Genomic DNA, 15491 nt, shown 5'->3' with positions numbered 1-15491 from the left:
TAGGATGGTATGCCTCCTGGTAAATGGTGAACGGCGATCGTCGTAGGGCAGCCCGCACCCGTGGCAGGTCAGGGAGACTGACCAAAGGGTTGGTAGCCGCAATCCACAGCAAGCCTACTTCCCCAGTTTCTAGCCCCGTAATCATATCCCAAGCAGTGCGTCCAGGATGGGGTGAAATCTGCCCGGCAGGGAGTCCCCAAAATTGTTCAACTTCAGCACGGTGTTGGGGGTTTTTGACAGAGCGGTATCCTGGTAAGAGGTGAGAGAGTCCACCTGCTTCTCTGCCCCCCATAGCATTGGGCTGCCCCGTGAGAGAAAAAGGCCCCGCACCCGGTTTGCCCACCTGTCCTGTGAGCAGATGGAGGTTGATGATGCTGCATACGTTGGCGGTGCCCTGGGTGGACTGGTTCACCCCCATGGACCAGAGAGACAACACCCGATCGCTCTCTCCCCACCAGCGGGCTGCGGTTTCTAAGGCACTGACAGGAATGCGACAGCGATCGCTCACGATCGCTGGCGGGTAGTGGCGCACGATTTCAGCAAACTCAGCAAACCCGCTTGTATGTCTATCGATAAAGGCTTTGTCCACATAGCCCCACTGGAGGAGTAGATAGGCCATGCCGTTAAGGAGGTCGATGTCGGTACCGGGTTGGATGGCAAGGTGAAGATCGGCAGCTTCAGCCGTTTGGGTGCGGCGCGGATCAACGACAATCAGCTTAGTATCAGGATTACGCTTGTGGTGCTTTTGCAGGCGGTTGAAGACAATCGGATGACATTCTGCGGTGTTGGTGCCGATCAGGAAGGCACAGTCCGTTAGTTCCAAATCCTCATAGCAGCAGGGCGGGCCATCGGAGCCAAAGCTTTGGATATAGCCCGATACAGCGGAGGACATACACAGCCGGGAGTTGGCATCAAAGTTATTAGTGCCTAAGCAGCCCTTGATCAGCTTTTGGGCGACGTAGTAGTCTTCGGTCACAAACTGTCCGGAGCCATACATGCAGATGGCATCAGCACCCTGGGTAGCAAGCAGATGTTGCATCTGTTGCACAATGTAATTGTAGGCTTCATCCCAGCTAATGCGCTGAAATGCCTCATCCAGGGATTTCCGAAACATGGGATAGAGCAGCCGATCGCGGTCGATTGACTCCAAGACCGTAGCACCCTTGACACAGACCATGCCCTGACTAGAGGGATGGCTGCGATCGCCGCGAAGTTTGAAGGTGTTAGGGGTGAGGGGTGAGGGATGAGGGGGTTCATCTGGTACTTCGGGCTTCGCAGCCAATACTTGGGGCTTAGAGTGGGTAACTTCTAAACCGCAGCCTACGCCACAGTAGGGACAGAGAGTTTTTGTAGAATTAGCCGTGGAATCAGTCATCGTTGACATTGGGAAGAAAATCGCTGACCCGCAAGCACTGACAAGGGATATGACGGGTCTCGTGGGTGGTATGAATTTCTAGGATCGCCTCTGGTGGTGCATGAAACATCAACCGCTGCCTAGGAAAAATCACGCGATCGAAGTACCAATTGGCAATGTTGGTCACACGGGCAATCTGTATCTGGCTACTGGTATTGAGGTAGTAACAGAGGATGTGTTGACGATTGGATAGAGCGGTTTTTGGGGGAAACATGGAACGCTATGGAGTGTAAGGATGTTGTCATCTTGCATAACCGGTAGGGCAGCACTAAGACGAATCTGATTGTGCAGCCACTCAAAACCAGTGCGAACAACTACTTTGGGAGTCCCCCTTTTAGGGGGATTTGGGGGAGCAAACGTTGGGAGATAGGGGCAATTAATCCACAGTTAATCCACATCGTGGGCGAAGCGGTGGTAGAGAAAGTCGAGGGCATAGTTTCGCAGTTCGTAATAGCGAGGATCTTCCAGCAAGCGGGCACGATCGCGGGGACGGGGGAAGGGCAGTTCCAGAATCTCGCCAATTTTGGCGGCAGGGCCATTCGTCATCATCACTAGGCGATCGGCCAAATACAGTGCCTCGTCGATGTCATGGGTGATCATCAGTACCGTGGTTTTGTGGTCTTGCCAAATTTTCAGCAGTTCGTCCTGTAACTCTTCACGGGTGATAGCATCCAGGGCACCGAAGGGTTCGTCTAGAATCAACACTTCGGGACGGGTTGCCAAGGCGCGAGCGATCGCCACCCGCTGTTTCATGCCGCCAGACAGTTGGGATGGACGCTTCTGGGCAGCCTCTGTCAAGCCCACTAGGGCCAAGTGTTCCCGGACAATCTCCCGCTTTTCTGCCTTAGACTTGTTGGGATACACTGCATTCACTGCTAGGTACACGTTGTCAAAGGCAGTCTTCCAGGGCAATAGGCAGTAATTCTGAAATACCATCATCCGATCCGGCCCAGGGCGCGTAATCGGGTTGCTCCGCAGCCGCACCTGACCTGTGGTTGGCTTACTGAAGCCCGATACCATATTAAGCAGCGTGGATTTGCCACAACCAGAGTGTCCAATAATACAGACAAATTCACCAGTATAAACTGTTAGATTAATTCCTTCCAAGACGGTGTAACCACCACTAGCGGTGGGATAAACCTTGGAAATGTTTTCGAGAAATAGCAGGGGTTCCCGCTGGGGGGATGTTGTCAGTTTCAAGGGCGTTTCGAGGGTTTGCATTAGTTTGAACAGGAATTAGGAGATTACTAGTAGTTGTGAATAGTTATTGGTCACTAGGGATTACGGATTCAATACGGGCACGTCAACTAGGACTTCCTTGACTTTGTAGTCTCGCTTGATGTCGAAAGCGTTGAGGTAGTCAAGGGGATGATCGGGGTTGAAGACAGGGCCATCGAGCAGTTGAATGGGACGACGATCGCGCTCTAGATCCAGCTTGACCGGAAAATCGAGGGATGCCCCTACCTCTCGCACAGCTTGGTTAAACACATCTAGACACACAACCCGATCTAGGACTTCAATCCAATTTTTGGGGAAGGGGGTAATGTTCCAGCGAGCGAGTTGGGTCATGACCCATAGCATCTCTGCCCGATCAGGGCTGTTGCTGCGCTCCACGTAGAATTGGTGGAAATCTAGGAGTTGGACAGGTTCGTCACCCGTGCCCTGATCGTAGGGTTCCAGCAGTCCTGGACGAATGTAGGCTGGGTCAATGCCGATGTAGTCGGGCTGGCTGAGCATTTCTACAATTTCAGGCCGATGACGGCGATCGTCGCAGTAGTTGCAGGCTTCAATCAGCGCCTTCACCAGAGCCAAGTGGGTTTGGGGATATTGCTGTGCCCAGTCTTCACGTACAGCGAGGACTTTCTCAGCATGACCATTCCAAATATCCACGTCGGTGGCGATTACAAAGCCTAACTTTTCCTTCACAGCCCGGGAGTTCCAGGGTTCCCCCACACAGTAACCATCAATGTTCCCGGCCTTTAGGTTAGAGACCATCTGGGGTGGCGGAATCACCATCAAGCTCACGTCCAGATCCGGATCAATGCCGCCATTCGCCAGCCAGTAGCGCAGTATCAGGTTTTGCATGGAAGCGGGATAGACAACACCGAGGGTATGAACTTGGTCGGGTTTGTTGGCGATCGCCCGCTTAAAGCCTGCTAAATCGCGTACCCCATGCTGCCACAGAGCTTTACTCAAGGTGATGGCGTTGCCATTGCGCGACAGAGTGAGGGCAGTGCAGATAGGCACCGGAGGTAGTCCCCCCATGCCTAGAGTCAAGCCCAAGGGCATCCCAGCAACCACACTAGCAGCATCAATCTGCTGAGTCATCAAGTCATCGGCAACGGCTTTCCAGCTTGGTTCTCGGACTAGCTTCACCTCTTCCAGACCGTACTTGGCGAAGAACCCCTTCTCCTTGGCAACTACTAGGGGGGCACAGTCGGTGAGGGGCACAAAACCAATGTCCAGGTTGATTTTCTCCAATCCATGACGGGCGATCGCCGCTGCCCTGACCTTTTTGTGTTTCTTCGCCCGCTTTTGCTGGTTGAGGAAGTAGACCATCTCGTTCCGCAGGGCATAATAGCTGGGATGGTTAATCACTTCCATGCGGTTGCGGGGGCGGGGAATTGGGACATTCAAAATCTGCCCGATATGCGCTTCAGGGCCATTGGTGAGCATAACGATGCGATCGCTAAGCAACAGCGCCTCATCCACATCGTGGGTGACCATAATGCAAGTCATCTGATGCGCTTGGCTAATCTGCATCAACTGTTCCTGCAAGTTGCCACGAGTGAGGGCATCCAGCGCGCCAAAGGGTTCATCTAGCAACAAAACTTTGGGACGCAACGCCAAGGCACGGGCGATCGCTACCCGCTGTTTCATGCCACCGGAAAGCTGGGCAGGGAACTTATCGGCTGCTGGGCGCAAATTCACCAAGTCAATGTGATGCTCCACAATGGCACGACGTTCCCCCTTAGACAGGTGCTTCATAGTAGCATCTACTGCTAAGGCGATGTTCTGGCGCACGGTCTTCCAAGGCAACAGCGAGTAGTTCTGGAACACCACCATGCGATCGGGGCCTGGTTTCCGTACTTCCCGTCCTTCCAAAATCACCCCCCCTGCTGTCGGACGCTCTAGCCCTGCCACCATATTCAGCAGCGTAGATTTGCCACAGCCAGAGTGCCCAATCAAGGACACAAACTCCCCCTGCTGAATGTCTAGGCTGACGTTACGAATCGCCACATAACGCCCGCCACCATCCAGGGGAAAAACCTTATCAACGTGATCAATTTCTACAAATGCACTCATCCAGCACCTCCTACTGCTGCTCTTCAGGAAGAAATAGACTACTGATGGTTGCCATCAGACGATCGAGCAGGAACCCAACAATCCCAACATAGATGAGCGCCAAGATAATCTCACTCATGAGGGAACTGTTCCAGGCATCCCAGATGAAGAAGCCGATGCCCACACCACCAATCAACATCTCAGCAGCGACGATCGCCAGCCACGAAAGTCCCAAGGCAATCCGCAAGCCGGTAAACACATAGGGCACAGTGGCAGGGAATAGCACGTTAGTGAAATACTCAAACCGAGACAGTTGCAGTACACGGGAGACATTGCGATAGTCCTGGGGGACTTGCTGGGCACCTACAGCAGTGTTGATGACAATCGGCCACACCGCTGTAATGAAAATCACAAAGATGGCTGAGGGCTGGTTATCTCGAAAGATCGCTAGGGAAATTGGCAACCATGCCAGGGGTGGCACAGTTCGTAATACCTGGAAGATGGGATCAAGGGCATCGTAAACTATGCGATTGGTGCCAATTACCAGTCCCACAGCAACGCCAATGATGGCAGCCAGCGAGAAGCCGATCGCCACCCTAGTTAAGCTTGCTAGCAGGTGCCAGAACAGACCTTTATCAGTACCACCATTATCAAAGAAAGGGTTGGCAATCAGTTCCCAGGTGTCCTTAAGAACTGTAGTGGGTGGCGGCAGCAGTGGTTTCTCGCCAGCACAAAGAACTTGCCAAATACCCAACATCACAATCAGCGCAATTGTCGAGGTAACAATCCGACGAAAGTTTTGCCGAATCGCGACGATCGGTTTCAGAATGAATCCAGGCAATGGAGCAGGTCGAGTAGTAGCAACCATAGGCGTTAGGTGATAGGGGTTAGGGGTCAGGGGTTAGGTGATAGGGGTTAGAGAATTCGTAGGTTAGGTTGAGGGACGAAAGCCAATAGGTTACATTGCCTTCGAGGGTGGGTGTTGGGTTTCTGCCACTGCCATAACCTAACCTACGAGGGACAACGGGCAGCCTAGGCCTTCTTAATAGCAAGTCCCTTTAGGTATTCGTCGGGCTTCTCTGGGTCAAATTTCACCCCATCAAAGAAGGTTTCCACCCCACGAGACTTGTCTTTGGGAATCTCAGCTTCGGGAACACCTAGAGCCTTCGCTGCTTCCCGCCAGATGTCTTCTCGGTTGACCTGCGCTACCAGTTTCTTGGTATCGGTGTCAGCAGGGATGTAACCCCAGCGAATGTGCTCTGTTAGGAACCATAAGTCATGGCTTTGGAAAGGATAGGACGCATAGTCTGCCCAGAACTTCATCCTTACAGGGCTATTGCTTACGGTTCTACCAGTGCCATAGTCGATATTGCCTTCCACACGACCCAAAATGTCACTCACAGGCACCTTCAGCCACTCCCGCTTGCCGATGATCTCACACATCTCCTTTTTGTTCTCTGCTTTCTCGCACCAGATCTGCGCCTCTTGTACTGCCATGGTCAAAGCCTTGGCAGCCTTGGGGTTCTTTTCTACCCAGTCTGCCCGCATGGTCAGCGCCTTTTCTGGATGGTCTTTCCAGAGTTCTCCTGTTGTAATAGCGGTGTAGCCTAATCCTTGGGTTACCAGTTGAGCATTCCAAGGTTCCCCTACGCAAAAGGCTTCCATCGTGCCTACCTTCATGTTGGCTACCATCTGGGGCGGTGGCACGACAATTATCGAAACATCCTTGTTAGGGTCAATGCCGCCTGCTGACAGCCAGTAACGCATCCACATGTCGTGGGTACCGCCAGGGAAGGTGACTGCAATTTTCAGTTCCTTGCCACCGGCTTTTGCCTTAGCGAAGGCATCTTTCAGGACTTTACTATCGGTGCTTACCTTGAGGTCGGCATAGTCTTTGGAGATTGAAATTCCCTGACCGTTAGTATTTAACCGTGCCAGGATCATCATAGGTACTGGTTGCTTAGTGATTTTGCCCAGGGTCATGAGGTAGGGCATGGGGGTAAGGATGTGTGCCCCATCAATGCCATTCCCGGCTGAGCCAAGTTCCAGGTTGTCACGGGTAGCTGCCCACGAGGCTTGCTTGACGACTTCAACATCGGGCATTCCATACTTGGCAAACAGTCCTTTCTCTTTAGCAATGATCAGGGGTGCAGAGTCAGTGAGAGCAATGAAGCCCAATTTGGCACCAGTGACTTCGGGGGTTTCCACAGAAGCTACGGGAGAAGCCGCAGGAGAAGCGGGGGAAGCCGCAGGGGAGCCACCTGTTCCATTGGAACCAGAGGTACAGCCGTGCAGGGTAGCCACACCGATCGCGGTCGCTCCTGCTGTGATCATGAATTTACGCCGAGATAGATTAGACATAGGACATTCGTAAGTAATAGGAATTAATAAACAATGGACAGAAGCACAAGTCAGTTATTGACCAGGGTTGATCAATAGCATGGGATTTAAGAGGTTGCGATCGTCACCCCCGCTGATGGAAGATTCACGCCATCACGAGGCTGTGCGCCGAACTCTTGTATCAGCATTTCCCGTAGAATCGGTTTGAGATCTTCACAGGGAATGCCCTTACGCACACAGGAGCCAAGTCGGGCATCTTTGCCAACTTTGCCGCCAGTGTATAAATCAACCCCCTCCAAGGTTTTGCCATCCTTGCGAACTTTGGTACCCATCAACCCAATGTCAGCCACTTGAGGTTGGCCGCACGAGTTAGGACAACCCGTCCAGTGAATACGTACAGGTTTGGGCACCACTAGCTCTGCATCGAGTTCGCGCACTAGGGCCAATGCTCGGTTTTTGGTTTCAATCAGGGCAAAGTTACAGAACTGAGCACCTGTGCAAGACACCAGTGAGCGTTCCAGGGGAGAGGGATTGATCGAAAACTTGGTCACCAGAGGTTCCTTTAACAATTCCTCTAGATGAGTCTCTGGAATGTAAGGCAGGATAACATTTTGCTCCACAGTGAGGCGTAGCTCGCCATTACCATAGACTTCTGCCAATCGCGCTAGGTTGAACATGTCATCTGCAAACAGGCGACCTACAGGGACATGCAATCCCACGTAGTAGAATCCTGCTTGTTTCTGGGGATAGACCCCAATATGATCCCGCTTGTCCCATTCAATTTCATCCTTAGGGGCAGCAGGCAACAGGGTATAGCCCAGTTGTTTTTCCACCTCTGTGCGAAATCTATCTAAACCCCACTCGTCAATCAGCCACATCAGCCGAGACTTTTGCCGATTTGCCCGCAGTCCGTGGTCTCGATAAACCACAAGGATGGCCCGGCAGAGATCCACAACTTGCTCTGGGAGTACCCAAGCATTGAAGGGAATTGCCGCCTCGCAGCGTTTTGCTGAAAAGAAGCCGCCAACGAGAACATTGAAGCCAAAGCAGGTACGAGGTTCTTGGTGCTCGGTGTTAGGATTTTCCCCTGGCATTTCAGCCTTAGCACCCAACACCTGATTAAAGGCTGGGATGAAGGCGACATCATTGATTTCTGCATGGACAGAGTTATCGCGACAGCCAGCGATCGCAATGTTAAATTTGCGGGGCAGGTTGGTGAACTCTGGATTTCCTTCCCCCTTGTTGGTGATCATGTCCTGCACCTGTTGAATCAGGTCACGGGTGTCGAACAACTCATCAGCATCAATCCCCGCCACTGGTGATCCTGTAATGTTCCGCACGTTATCCATGCCCGATTGCACACTGGTCATCCCCACCTGCTTCAGTTTGCGGAAGATGTCAGGAGTATCCTCTAGGCGAATACCCCGCAGTTGCAGGTTTTGCCGTGTCGTGATATCAGCATTGCCGTCTTCGCCGTAGCGCTGAACAATCTCCGCCAGCGTCCGCATTTGAGTGCTAGTGATCACGCCATTGGGTATCCGCAGGCGCATCATGAACTTACCAGGAGTAACCGGGCGGAAGAACAACCCTATCCACTTAAGGCGGTGGTTACGATCGTCCTCATCCATGGCCTCCCAGCCAATCTGGGCAAAGTGTTCAATTTCATCCTTAACTTTCAAGCCATCCTTTTCTGCCTTGAACCGTTCAAACTTATTCATAGTCAGGGAGTCGGCAGAGGCTTCTTTGGCAGGGGGTGGTGCAGTACTGGTCATAGCGGTCATGTCTATAGAAACAGAACAGATGAGCAAGGCAAAACGGTACTAAAACTCTGTGAACGCTCACAGCAATGGGCGATCAGTGGACAATGTTTGAAAATATTTGCAGGTGGGGTCAGCCGAATGACCTGGAATAGAGGAGTTTAGCAACCTGGGATCAGGTGAGTTTCACAGCCTCTAGAGGATAGTTGGCTTCTCTTGCTATGAAGGCTAGCCGCAAATGCTTCGGCATTCAGAGCGACTTGGGCAAAGCTCTGTTCCAGTAGCTCAACATTCAGGGACATAGGCGTTAGGGTGATAGTGGGGCAAGTGATGATGCAGACTGACCACAGAACCAATAACTGCGATCGCAGGTGTTCCAAATCCTACCTGGTCTGCTTGATGAACAATGGTACTTAAGCTACCAAACAACTCCCGTTGGCTTGCCCAAGTGCCAAACTGAATTAGGGCGATGGGAGTATCTGGGGACAATCCCCCAGCTTGCAACTCAGAGACAATGTGATGGAGGTTGTGTAACCCCATGTAGACCACGATCGTCTCTGCACTGCGGGCGATTGCTCGCCAATCCACATGAGGCTGGTACTTGCCTACTGCCTCGTGCCCCGTGACAAACATCACCGAGGAACTATGATGGCGATGGGTAACTGGAATGCCCGCGTAGGCTGGAGCCGCAATCCCCGACGTTACACCAGGCACAACCTCCACTGGAATCCCTGCCTGCACCAAGTCAGCCATCTCTTCTCCGCCCCGACCAAACACAAAGGGGTCGCCCCCCTTTAGCCGCACGACGATCGCCGCCGATTGTGCCTTTTCAATCAAAAGCTGGGTGGTTTCCGCTTGGGGCAGGGTATGGTTACCCCGACGCTTGCCAGCGTTAATCCGTTCAGCACGGGGGTTGATCATGGCAAGAATCTCTGGACTAATCAGTGCGTCGTAAACCACAACGTCTGCTAGCTCTAACAATGTCTTGCCCTTCAGGGTGATTAACCCTGGATCACCGGGGCCTGCACCAACGAGATAAACTTTGCCGACAACCATGGGGGATGACATACTACAAATCAATCGTGCCTGTGTAAAACTGCTAACTCTATATGGTGCCGAATTCTGGTAGGTTGCTACAAGAACTTTTAGTGCTCCCAATCAATAGGCAGTTGACTTAGATGGCTGAACTATTGGCTACGGTAGTTAAGTTTCTAAGCTGATTTTGTATCTAGAACTACACAATGTTACGTTCTATGAACAAAATGCATGGGATCGATGCAAAATATGCATAACGGGTACTATCTATGCAAACTCCCTTTACAGCAATTACCGTTGAACACCTAGCTCAATTGCTAGCTGATCCTCCAAGTGACCTCCAGCTAGTCGATGTGCGAGAACCAGAGGAGATAGCGATCGTCGCCTTGCCAGGATTTCAAGCATTTCCCCTCAGTGACTTCGGCACTTGGGCACCTGACATTGGTCGGCGGTTGAATCCAGCGGCTGAAACAATTGTGCTCTGCCATCATGGAGTGCGATCGGCGCAGATGTGCCAATGGCTGAGCCAACAGGGGTTTACTAATGTAAAGAACGTAACGGGTGGCATTGATGCCTACGCAGCAGTTGTTGACCCATCGCTGCCCCGCTACTAGGGGCGATCGCCCGCTGGGGTCAATTTAGATTTTCCAAACGGATGCGCGGATCAACTAGTTTCAGCAATAGATCAGCCAGCAAGTTGCCCACAATCAGCATCACTGCCCCCAGCATCAGGCTGGCCATCACAACATATAGATCCTGAGCCATTACAGACTGCAAAATCAGCCGTCCCAAGCCAGGCCAATTGAAGATGTTTTCCACAATAAAGGCACCGCTGAGCAAACTCGCAAACTCAAAGCCCAGGAGGGTAATTAGCGGGTTGATGGCATTGCGCAGAGCGTGAATGTAAATCACTCGACTTTCAGGCAGTCCCTTAGCGCGGGCGGTCTGGATATAGTCTTGCCGCAGCACGTCTAGTAACTCTCCCCGCATAATTCGCTGCAACCCAGCAAAACTATTGATAGTCAGGGCGATCGTCGGCAAAATCATATGCCATGCAATATCCAATACCTTCCCAAACCAGTTGAGGTCAGCGTGATAGATGCTAGTCATATCCCCTACGGGAAACAAAGGCGATACCTGTTGGGCAAAGAGCAGCAATAGTAACGCTGTAATGAAACTGGGTAAGCCTTGCCCGGCGTAGCTGAGTAATTGCAAAATCCGATCGCCCCAGCGATTTTGTTGAATAGCCCCCAGAATCCCCAGGGGAATGGCAATTGCCCAGGTAACGACAAGGGATACAATCGCCAGTAGCAGTGTTGCCAACACCCGTTCTCCCAGTAACGACGCTACAGACTGCTGCTGAAACTGCATACTGATGCCAAAGTCTCCCTGCAATACCCGTAGTAACCACAGCCAATATTGCTCTAGCCAGGATTTATCTAACCCAAAGCGCTCCCGCAGCGCCTTCTTAGTTGCCTCAGAGATCACCGGATTATCATCCAGCACTGACAAAAAATCACCCGGTGCAAGCTGAATGATAAAAAAGCTCAGAGCAGACGCTAGTAGCAGCGTCAACAATGCCTGGAGCAAACGTTTGACAACATATACCGTTGTGTCGTTAAGCAGCCCTGTAGGCAGTCGAAGGCGAATGGCAGTCATGTCAGCAGGTGTTGAGATTGAGATAATGGGTGACATTATACGACCCTCTAGGCGGGGTTATGTCAACCTAGAACGTGGCACAGGCCGCTAGAACATTCGGTAGTTAGACCATTTGTCAGGAGGACGTAACACTAGGCACTTCAACGGGAGTACCATTTCTCCAAAGTGTCCGAACTGTGTGGTAGCGAGGCTGGGAATAATGCCCTACAGTTCGTAGATTTCCAAGGGCAAGTTATCAGGGTCTTTGAAAAACGTAAAGCGCTTGCCGGTTAATTCATCCCAGCGGATAGGTTCAAGGGTAACTCCCTTGGTGGTGAGGTCAGCAACGATCGCGTCTAAATCTTCCACCGCAAAGGCAAGGTGACGCAACCCACAGGCTTCAGGGTTGCTAACCCGCTGGGGTGGATGGGGAAAGGAAAACAACTCAATCTGATCCCGTTCCCCAACTTGCAGGTCAAGCTTGTAGGATTGGCGGGCTGGGCGGTAGGTCTCTCGGAGAATAGGAAAACCTAGGATCTCCGTGTAGAAGCGCTTAGAGACTTCATAGTTTGAGCAAATGATGGCTACATGATGAATGCGTTGCACTAGTCTGTACTCTCCTTGACATAAGGGATACCGAGGGCAGCAGGCGGCGTAGATTTGCCCGCTAAGCCTACCATAGCGAGTAAGGCAACACCGTAGGGCAGCATGAGTAGAAACTGGTAGGGAATATTGAGGTTAAAGGTCTGGATTCGGAGCTGTAGGGCCTCTGTAGCACCGAATAGCAGACAAGCTAGAACAGTGGCGATCGGATGCCATCTGCCAAAAATTAGCGCCGCTAAGGCAATAAAGCCCCGTCCAGCACTCATATCTTCAGTGAAAAAGCGGACTTGCACTAGGGTTAGGTAAGCACCACCCAGCCCAGCTAGAGCACCACTAACAACAACACTAATGTATCGAATTTGTCCAACACTGATGCCCGCGGTATCAGCAGCGCGGGGATATTCGCCCACGGCTCGTACTGCCAACCCCACACTAGTACGAAACAATAGGTAGGTGCTCAAGGGAACGAGCACCATCAGCAGGTAAACCAGAGCATCTTGCTGAAACAAGAGTGCTCCTAGGATAGGCAGCGATCGTAACCCCGGAATGGCAATCGTCGGTAAGGGCGGCAACGATTGCACAGCATCTTGCTGGAACACAAGGCGAGAGAAAAAAGCCGTAAGTCCAGCCGCTGCTAGATTGATTGCCAGTCCAGATACCAGTTGATTCACACGCAAGCTGACACAAAGGGCCGCATGGAGAAGACCAATCATCCCCCCTACCACCAGCGCGGCTAGAACCCCGATCGCTACATTGCCCGTAAAAAAAGTAGCAACAGCACTGGCAAACGCCCCCGATAGCAACATGCCCTCTAAGCCAATGTTGAGCACACCCGATCGCTCTGACCACAAGCCTCCTAGGGCAGCATAGGCCAGGGGCATAGACAGCCGCACGCTAGCTGCAACAAAGTCAGTGACAAACGCAACATTACTCATGGGGACGATCGCCCTTCAGTCTGCCAAGTATTACCATCACATATAGAGCTTAACGGGGCATTGGAGCCAACCCTACCTGCACAGGTTACCAAAACAAACCAGCAGCAATAGACACTATGAGCATGAGACTAGGCATCGTCTCTAGGTTCTCTTCAATCTGGGCCATCCACTCCTACTAAACCATACTTTACTGCCGTCGGTTTACCAGCGCTGCTGGGATAGAGTAAATCACAATCAACAGGCCATAGGGTAGCCATTAGCAACACTCTGACAACGAGGCGGGAAGAAACAGGGCATTCGTCCAGACAGGCAAGGTTTTGGGCACAGGTTGCAAGCTGCCATTGGGCTGAAACAAATATCCTTGGTAACCAAAGCTTGCTAGGTAATCTTGTACCTGCTGGCCTTGCTGCTGGCTAATTTCCACGTACAATGCTCGAATGCGCTGATTGGCTAGGTAATCCTCAGCCCCCTGCAAGGCTTCTACCTCATAGCCTTCCACATCTAGCTTCCACAAGTCAACCTGAGCGATCGCCCGTGCTGCCAATTCATCCCCTAGGCGCACAATCTGAATAGCATCCCCCTCGCCAGAGTCAGAAATCCGTGACCAGTAGCCGTGGACAAAACCTGCCCCCGCTGTGAACAAGTGAGCTGTACTGGGCGTTGCTCCCAATCCTAGCCGAATCAGTTCCACAGGCAGTTGGGGATGGGCTGCCAAACAGTCGGCCAGCCAGTCAGCCTGCTCTTTACCAGGTTCAAAGGCCAACACCTTGCCTTTGGGTACCCACTGGGCGATGTACAGCAAAATTTGCCCGATGTTAGCACCAGAATCTACTACTATGCCGTTGCTAGGTAAGGTGCGCTTGGCCCAATTGAGGAAAGCTGCCCCGTCATACTTGCCATAGACAATCCAGCGATGTACTGGATTCGCCAAGTCTAGCTTCCAGGGAATGCCAGCCCCCGTTTGCACCCAACAGACCCCATGGCAACTGATGCTGCTGCCAAACAGGCGATCGCAAATCCCTAGCTTATGGGGAAAGTCCAGTGGCTGCAACCACGTTAAGGGCAAGGGCAAGGAAACAGTATTCATGCAGACGGTTTTTCATTCAGTGAGTCAATTTTAGCCCCACCCTTGGGCTTGGTCTAGCCAGCGTGCCGCATCCTTAGCATGGTAGGTGAGGATCAAATCTGCTCCCGCCCGTTTGAAGCCGGTCAACGTTTCCATGACAATCCGCTGTTCATCCACCCAGCCATTAAGGGCAGCAGCCTTCACCATGGCATATTCTCCCGACACGTTATAGGCCGCCACCGGTAAATTGCTAGCCTGCTTTACCTGCCAAATAATGTCCATATAGGCCAAGGCAGGTTTCACCATCAGCATGTCAGCTCCTTCAGCTATGTCCAAGGCAATTTCTTTCAGAGCTTCACGGGAATTAGCTGGATCCATCTGGTACGTGCGACGATCGCCAAACTGAGGTGCAGACTCTGCCGCATCCCGGAAGGGGCCATAGTAAGACGAGGCATATTTCGCCGCGTAGGACATGATTGGCGTATCTTGGAACCCAGCAGCATCTAGTCCTTGCCGAATTGCCTGAACAAATCCATCCATCATGCCCGATGGAGCAATTACATCAGCTCCTGCCCTAGCTTGGGACACAGCCGTCTTCTTCAATAGCTCTAGGGTAGGGTCATTTAATACCCGCCCTGTCAGGTCGTTGGTTTCTAAGTAGCCGCAGTGACCATGACTTGTGTATTCACACAAACAAGTATCAGCAATGACCACTAGATCAGGTACCGCTTGTTTAACGGCTGTAGCAGCCTTTTGGACAATGCCACAGTCATGCCATGCCCCCGTAGCATCGGTATCTTTTTCATCAGGAATACCAAACAGGATAATAGCAGGAATACCGAGGTCATACACTTCCTTTGCTTCTTCCACGATCTTGTCAACGGATAGCTGATATACCCCCGGCATTGACTTGACTTCTTTCGCAAATCCTTCACCTGGTACAGCAAACAGTGGGTAGATGAGGTCACTGGTGGTAACGACGGTTTCGCGCACCATGCGGCGGAGTTGAGGGCTAGTGCGAAGGCGGCGTGGACGATGAACTGGAAACATAGGCAAAGATCCCGATCGCAACGTGCAGACTGCTTTATCAGTGTAAATCGCTAGGGTGATTGCTGACTCACGCTTTGCGTAACATTCTGTGAACAATCCATCATGAAGTTTTTCCAGCATTACTTTCCAGCATTACAAGCCAGTATTACAGGGTGAGGGCAGTCCCTTGCTGGATAATACAGATTTGTTACGCTTATACAAAACTCTAATGAGACACTATAGACAACCCTGTACACGTCATCACAACCCAACAAGCATTGCCAACTAAGCCGCAAATGCTCTAGCCCCTATGATTGAACTGGCGATCGCTAGCCGTCGCCAGCTTAGTTGCCTAGTCTAAGCTGTTTTAACCAGTGTACGGATCCAGC

General features: G+C 51.9%; 14 protein-coding genes. 1 reads left to right on the top strand and 13 read right to left on the bottom strand.

All coding sequences use genetic code 11. The features are described 5' to 3' along the window. From NZ772_02890 to cobA, 8 genes are all read right to left on the bottom strand, one after another. Window positions 1-1375: molybdopterin-dependent oxidoreductase (locus NZ772_02890; protein MCS6812505.1), on the bottom strand; the 1375-nt coding region annotated here is incomplete at its 3' end. Continuing rightward, window positions 1368-1628 (bottom strand): DUF1830 domain-containing protein, encoded by a 261-nt coding sequence (locus tag NZ772_02885; protein ID MCS6812504.1) that lies wholly within the window; start codon window positions 1626-1628, stop codon window positions 1368-1370. The genes NZ772_02885 and NZ772_02890, both read right to left, overlap by 8 nt. Window positions 1629-1801: 173 nt before the next feature. Next, window positions 1802-2635, bottom strand: coding sequence for a nitrate ABC transporter ATP-binding protein (locus NZ772_02880; GenBank protein MCS6812503.1), 834 nt, complete (start codon window positions 2633-2635; stop codon window positions 1802-1804). Between the two features lie 60 nt (window positions 2636-2695). Next, window positions 2696-4720: a nitrate ABC transporter ATP-binding protein gene (locus NZ772_02875; protein ID MCS6812502.1), complete on the bottom strand. Its 2025-nt coding sequence runs from the start codon at window positions 4718-4720 to the stop codon at window positions 2696-2698. 10 nt (window positions 4721-4730) lie between these two features. Continuing rightward, window positions 4731-5567: a nitrate ABC transporter permease gene (ntrB, locus tag NZ772_02870; GenBank protein ID MCS6812501.1), complete on the bottom strand. Its 837-nt coding sequence runs from the start codon at window positions 5565-5567 to the stop codon at window positions 4731-4733. 164 nt (window positions 5568-5731) lie between these two features. Next, window positions 5732-7060, bottom strand: a complete 1329-nt coding sequence (locus tag NZ772_02865) for an ABC transporter substrate-binding protein (GenBank protein ID MCS6812500.1) — start codon at window positions 7058-7060, stop codon at window positions 5732-5734. Window positions 7061-7146: 86 nt separating this feature from the next. Then, entirely contained in the window at window positions 7147-8811 is a 1665-nt protein-coding gene (locus NZ772_02860) for a ferredoxin--nitrite reductase (protein ID MCS6812499.1), read from the bottom strand. 270 nt (window positions 8812-9081) lie between these two features. Then, the gene (gene cobA / locus NZ772_02855; GenBank protein ID MCS6812498.1) at window positions 9082-9864 is read right to left on the bottom strand and encodes a uroporphyrinogen-III C-methyltransferase; all 783 of its coding nucleotides are present in this window, start codon (window positions 9862-9864) and stop codon (window positions 9082-9084) included. Window positions 9865-10100: 236 nt separating this feature from the next. On the opposite strand from cobA, the gene NZ772_02850 reads away from it, so the two are divergent. Then, complete coding sequence (locus NZ772_02850) at window positions 10101-10445, top strand: rhodanese-like domain-containing protein (GenBank protein MCS6812497.1); 345 nt, start codon at window positions 10101-10103, stop codon at window positions 10443-10445. A 19-nt stretch (window positions 10446-10464) separates the two neighbouring features. On the opposite strand, the gene NZ772_02845 is transcribed toward NZ772_02850, so the two are convergent. The 5 genes from NZ772_02845 to hemB form a co-directional block, all read right to left on the bottom strand. Beyond that, entirely contained in the window at window positions 10465-11490 is a 1026-nt protein-coding gene (locus NZ772_02845; GenBank protein ID MCS6812496.1) for an ABC transporter permease, read from the bottom strand. Between the two features lie 204 nt (window positions 11491-11694). Then, window positions 11695-12075: a VOC family protein gene (locus tag NZ772_02840; protein ID MCS6812495.1), complete on the bottom strand. Its 381-nt coding sequence runs from the start codon at window positions 12073-12075 to the stop codon at window positions 11695-11697. Continuing rightward, window positions 12075-13007, bottom strand: a complete 933-nt coding sequence (locus tag NZ772_02835; GenBank protein MCS6812494.1) for an ABC transporter permease — start codon at window positions 13005-13007, stop codon at window positions 12075-12077. Before NZ772_02835 ends, NZ772_02840 begins: the two co-directional genes overlap by 1 nt. Window positions 13008-13263: 256 nt before the next feature. Further along, a complete protein-coding gene (locus NZ772_02830; protein MCS6812493.1) occupies window positions 13264-14094 on the bottom strand; it encodes an FkbM family methyltransferase in 831 nt (276 codons plus the stop codon). Window positions 14095-14124: 30 nt separating this feature from the next. Continuing rightward, the gene (hemB, locus tag NZ772_02825; GenBank protein MCS6812492.1) at window positions 14125-15123 is read right to left on the bottom strand and encodes a porphobilinogen synthase; all 999 of its coding nucleotides are present in this window, start codon (window positions 15121-15123) and stop codon (window positions 14125-14127) included. Between the last annotated feature and the right edge of the window lie 368 nt (window positions 15124-15491).

Source organism: Cyanobacteriota bacterium (genome assembly GCA_025054735.1).
GTDB lineage: Bacteria > Cyanobacteriota > Cyanobacteriia > SKYG9 > SKYG9 > SKYG9.
Note: the sequence above shows the minus strand (reverse complement) of the source record. Positions and strands in the feature narration are given on the sequence as shown.

What these genes read in the sequence shown, in the direction of transcription:
- NZ772_02865 (MCS6812500.1), bottom strand. Translation starts at nt 7,060, where the DNA reads ATGTCTAATCTATCTCGGCGTAAATTCATGATCACAGCAGGAGCGACC.
- hemB (MCS6812492.1), bottom strand. Translation starts at nt 15,123, where the DNA reads ATGTTTCCAGTTCATCGTCCACGCCGCCTTCGCACTAGCCCTCAACTC.
- NZ772_02830 (MCS6812493.1), bottom strand. Translation starts at nt 14,094, where the DNA reads ATGAATACTGTTTCCTTGCCCTTGCCCTTAACGTGGTTGCAGCCACTG.
- cobA (MCS6812498.1), bottom strand. Translation starts at nt 9,864, where the DNA reads ATGTCATCCCCCATGGTTGTCGGCAAAGTTTATCTCGTTGGTGCAGGC.
- NZ772_02885 (MCS6812504.1), bottom strand. Translation starts at nt 1,628, where the DNA reads ATGTTTCCCCCAAAAACCGCTCTATCCAATCGTCAACACATCCTCTGT.
- NZ772_02850 (MCS6812497.1), top strand. Translation starts at nt 10,101, where the DNA reads ATGCAAACTCCCTTTACAGCAATTACCGTTGAACACCTAGCTCAATTG.
- NZ772_02835 (MCS6812494.1), bottom strand. Translation starts at nt 13,007, where the DNA reads ATGAGTAATGTTGCGTTTGTCACTGACTTTGTTGCAGCTAGCGTGCGG.
- NZ772_02875 (MCS6812502.1), bottom strand. Translation starts at nt 4,720, where the DNA reads ATGAGTGCATTTGTAGAAATTGATCACGTTGATAAGGTTTTTCCCCTG.
- ntrB (MCS6812501.1), bottom strand. Translation starts at nt 5,567, where the DNA reads ATGGTTGCTACTACTCGACCTGCTCCATTGCCTGGATTCATTCTGAAA.
- NZ772_02860 (MCS6812499.1), bottom strand. Translation starts at nt 8,811, where the DNA reads ATGACCAGTACTGCACCACCCCCTGCCAAAGAAGCCTCTGCCGACTCC.
- NZ772_02845 (MCS6812496.1), bottom strand. Translation starts at nt 11,490, where the DNA reads ATGACTGCCATTCGCCTTCGACTGCCTACAGGGCTGCTTAACGACACA.
- NZ772_02880 (MCS6812503.1), bottom strand. Translation starts at nt 2,635, where the DNA reads ATGCAAACCCTCGAAACGCCCTTGAAACTGACAACATCCCCCCAGCGG.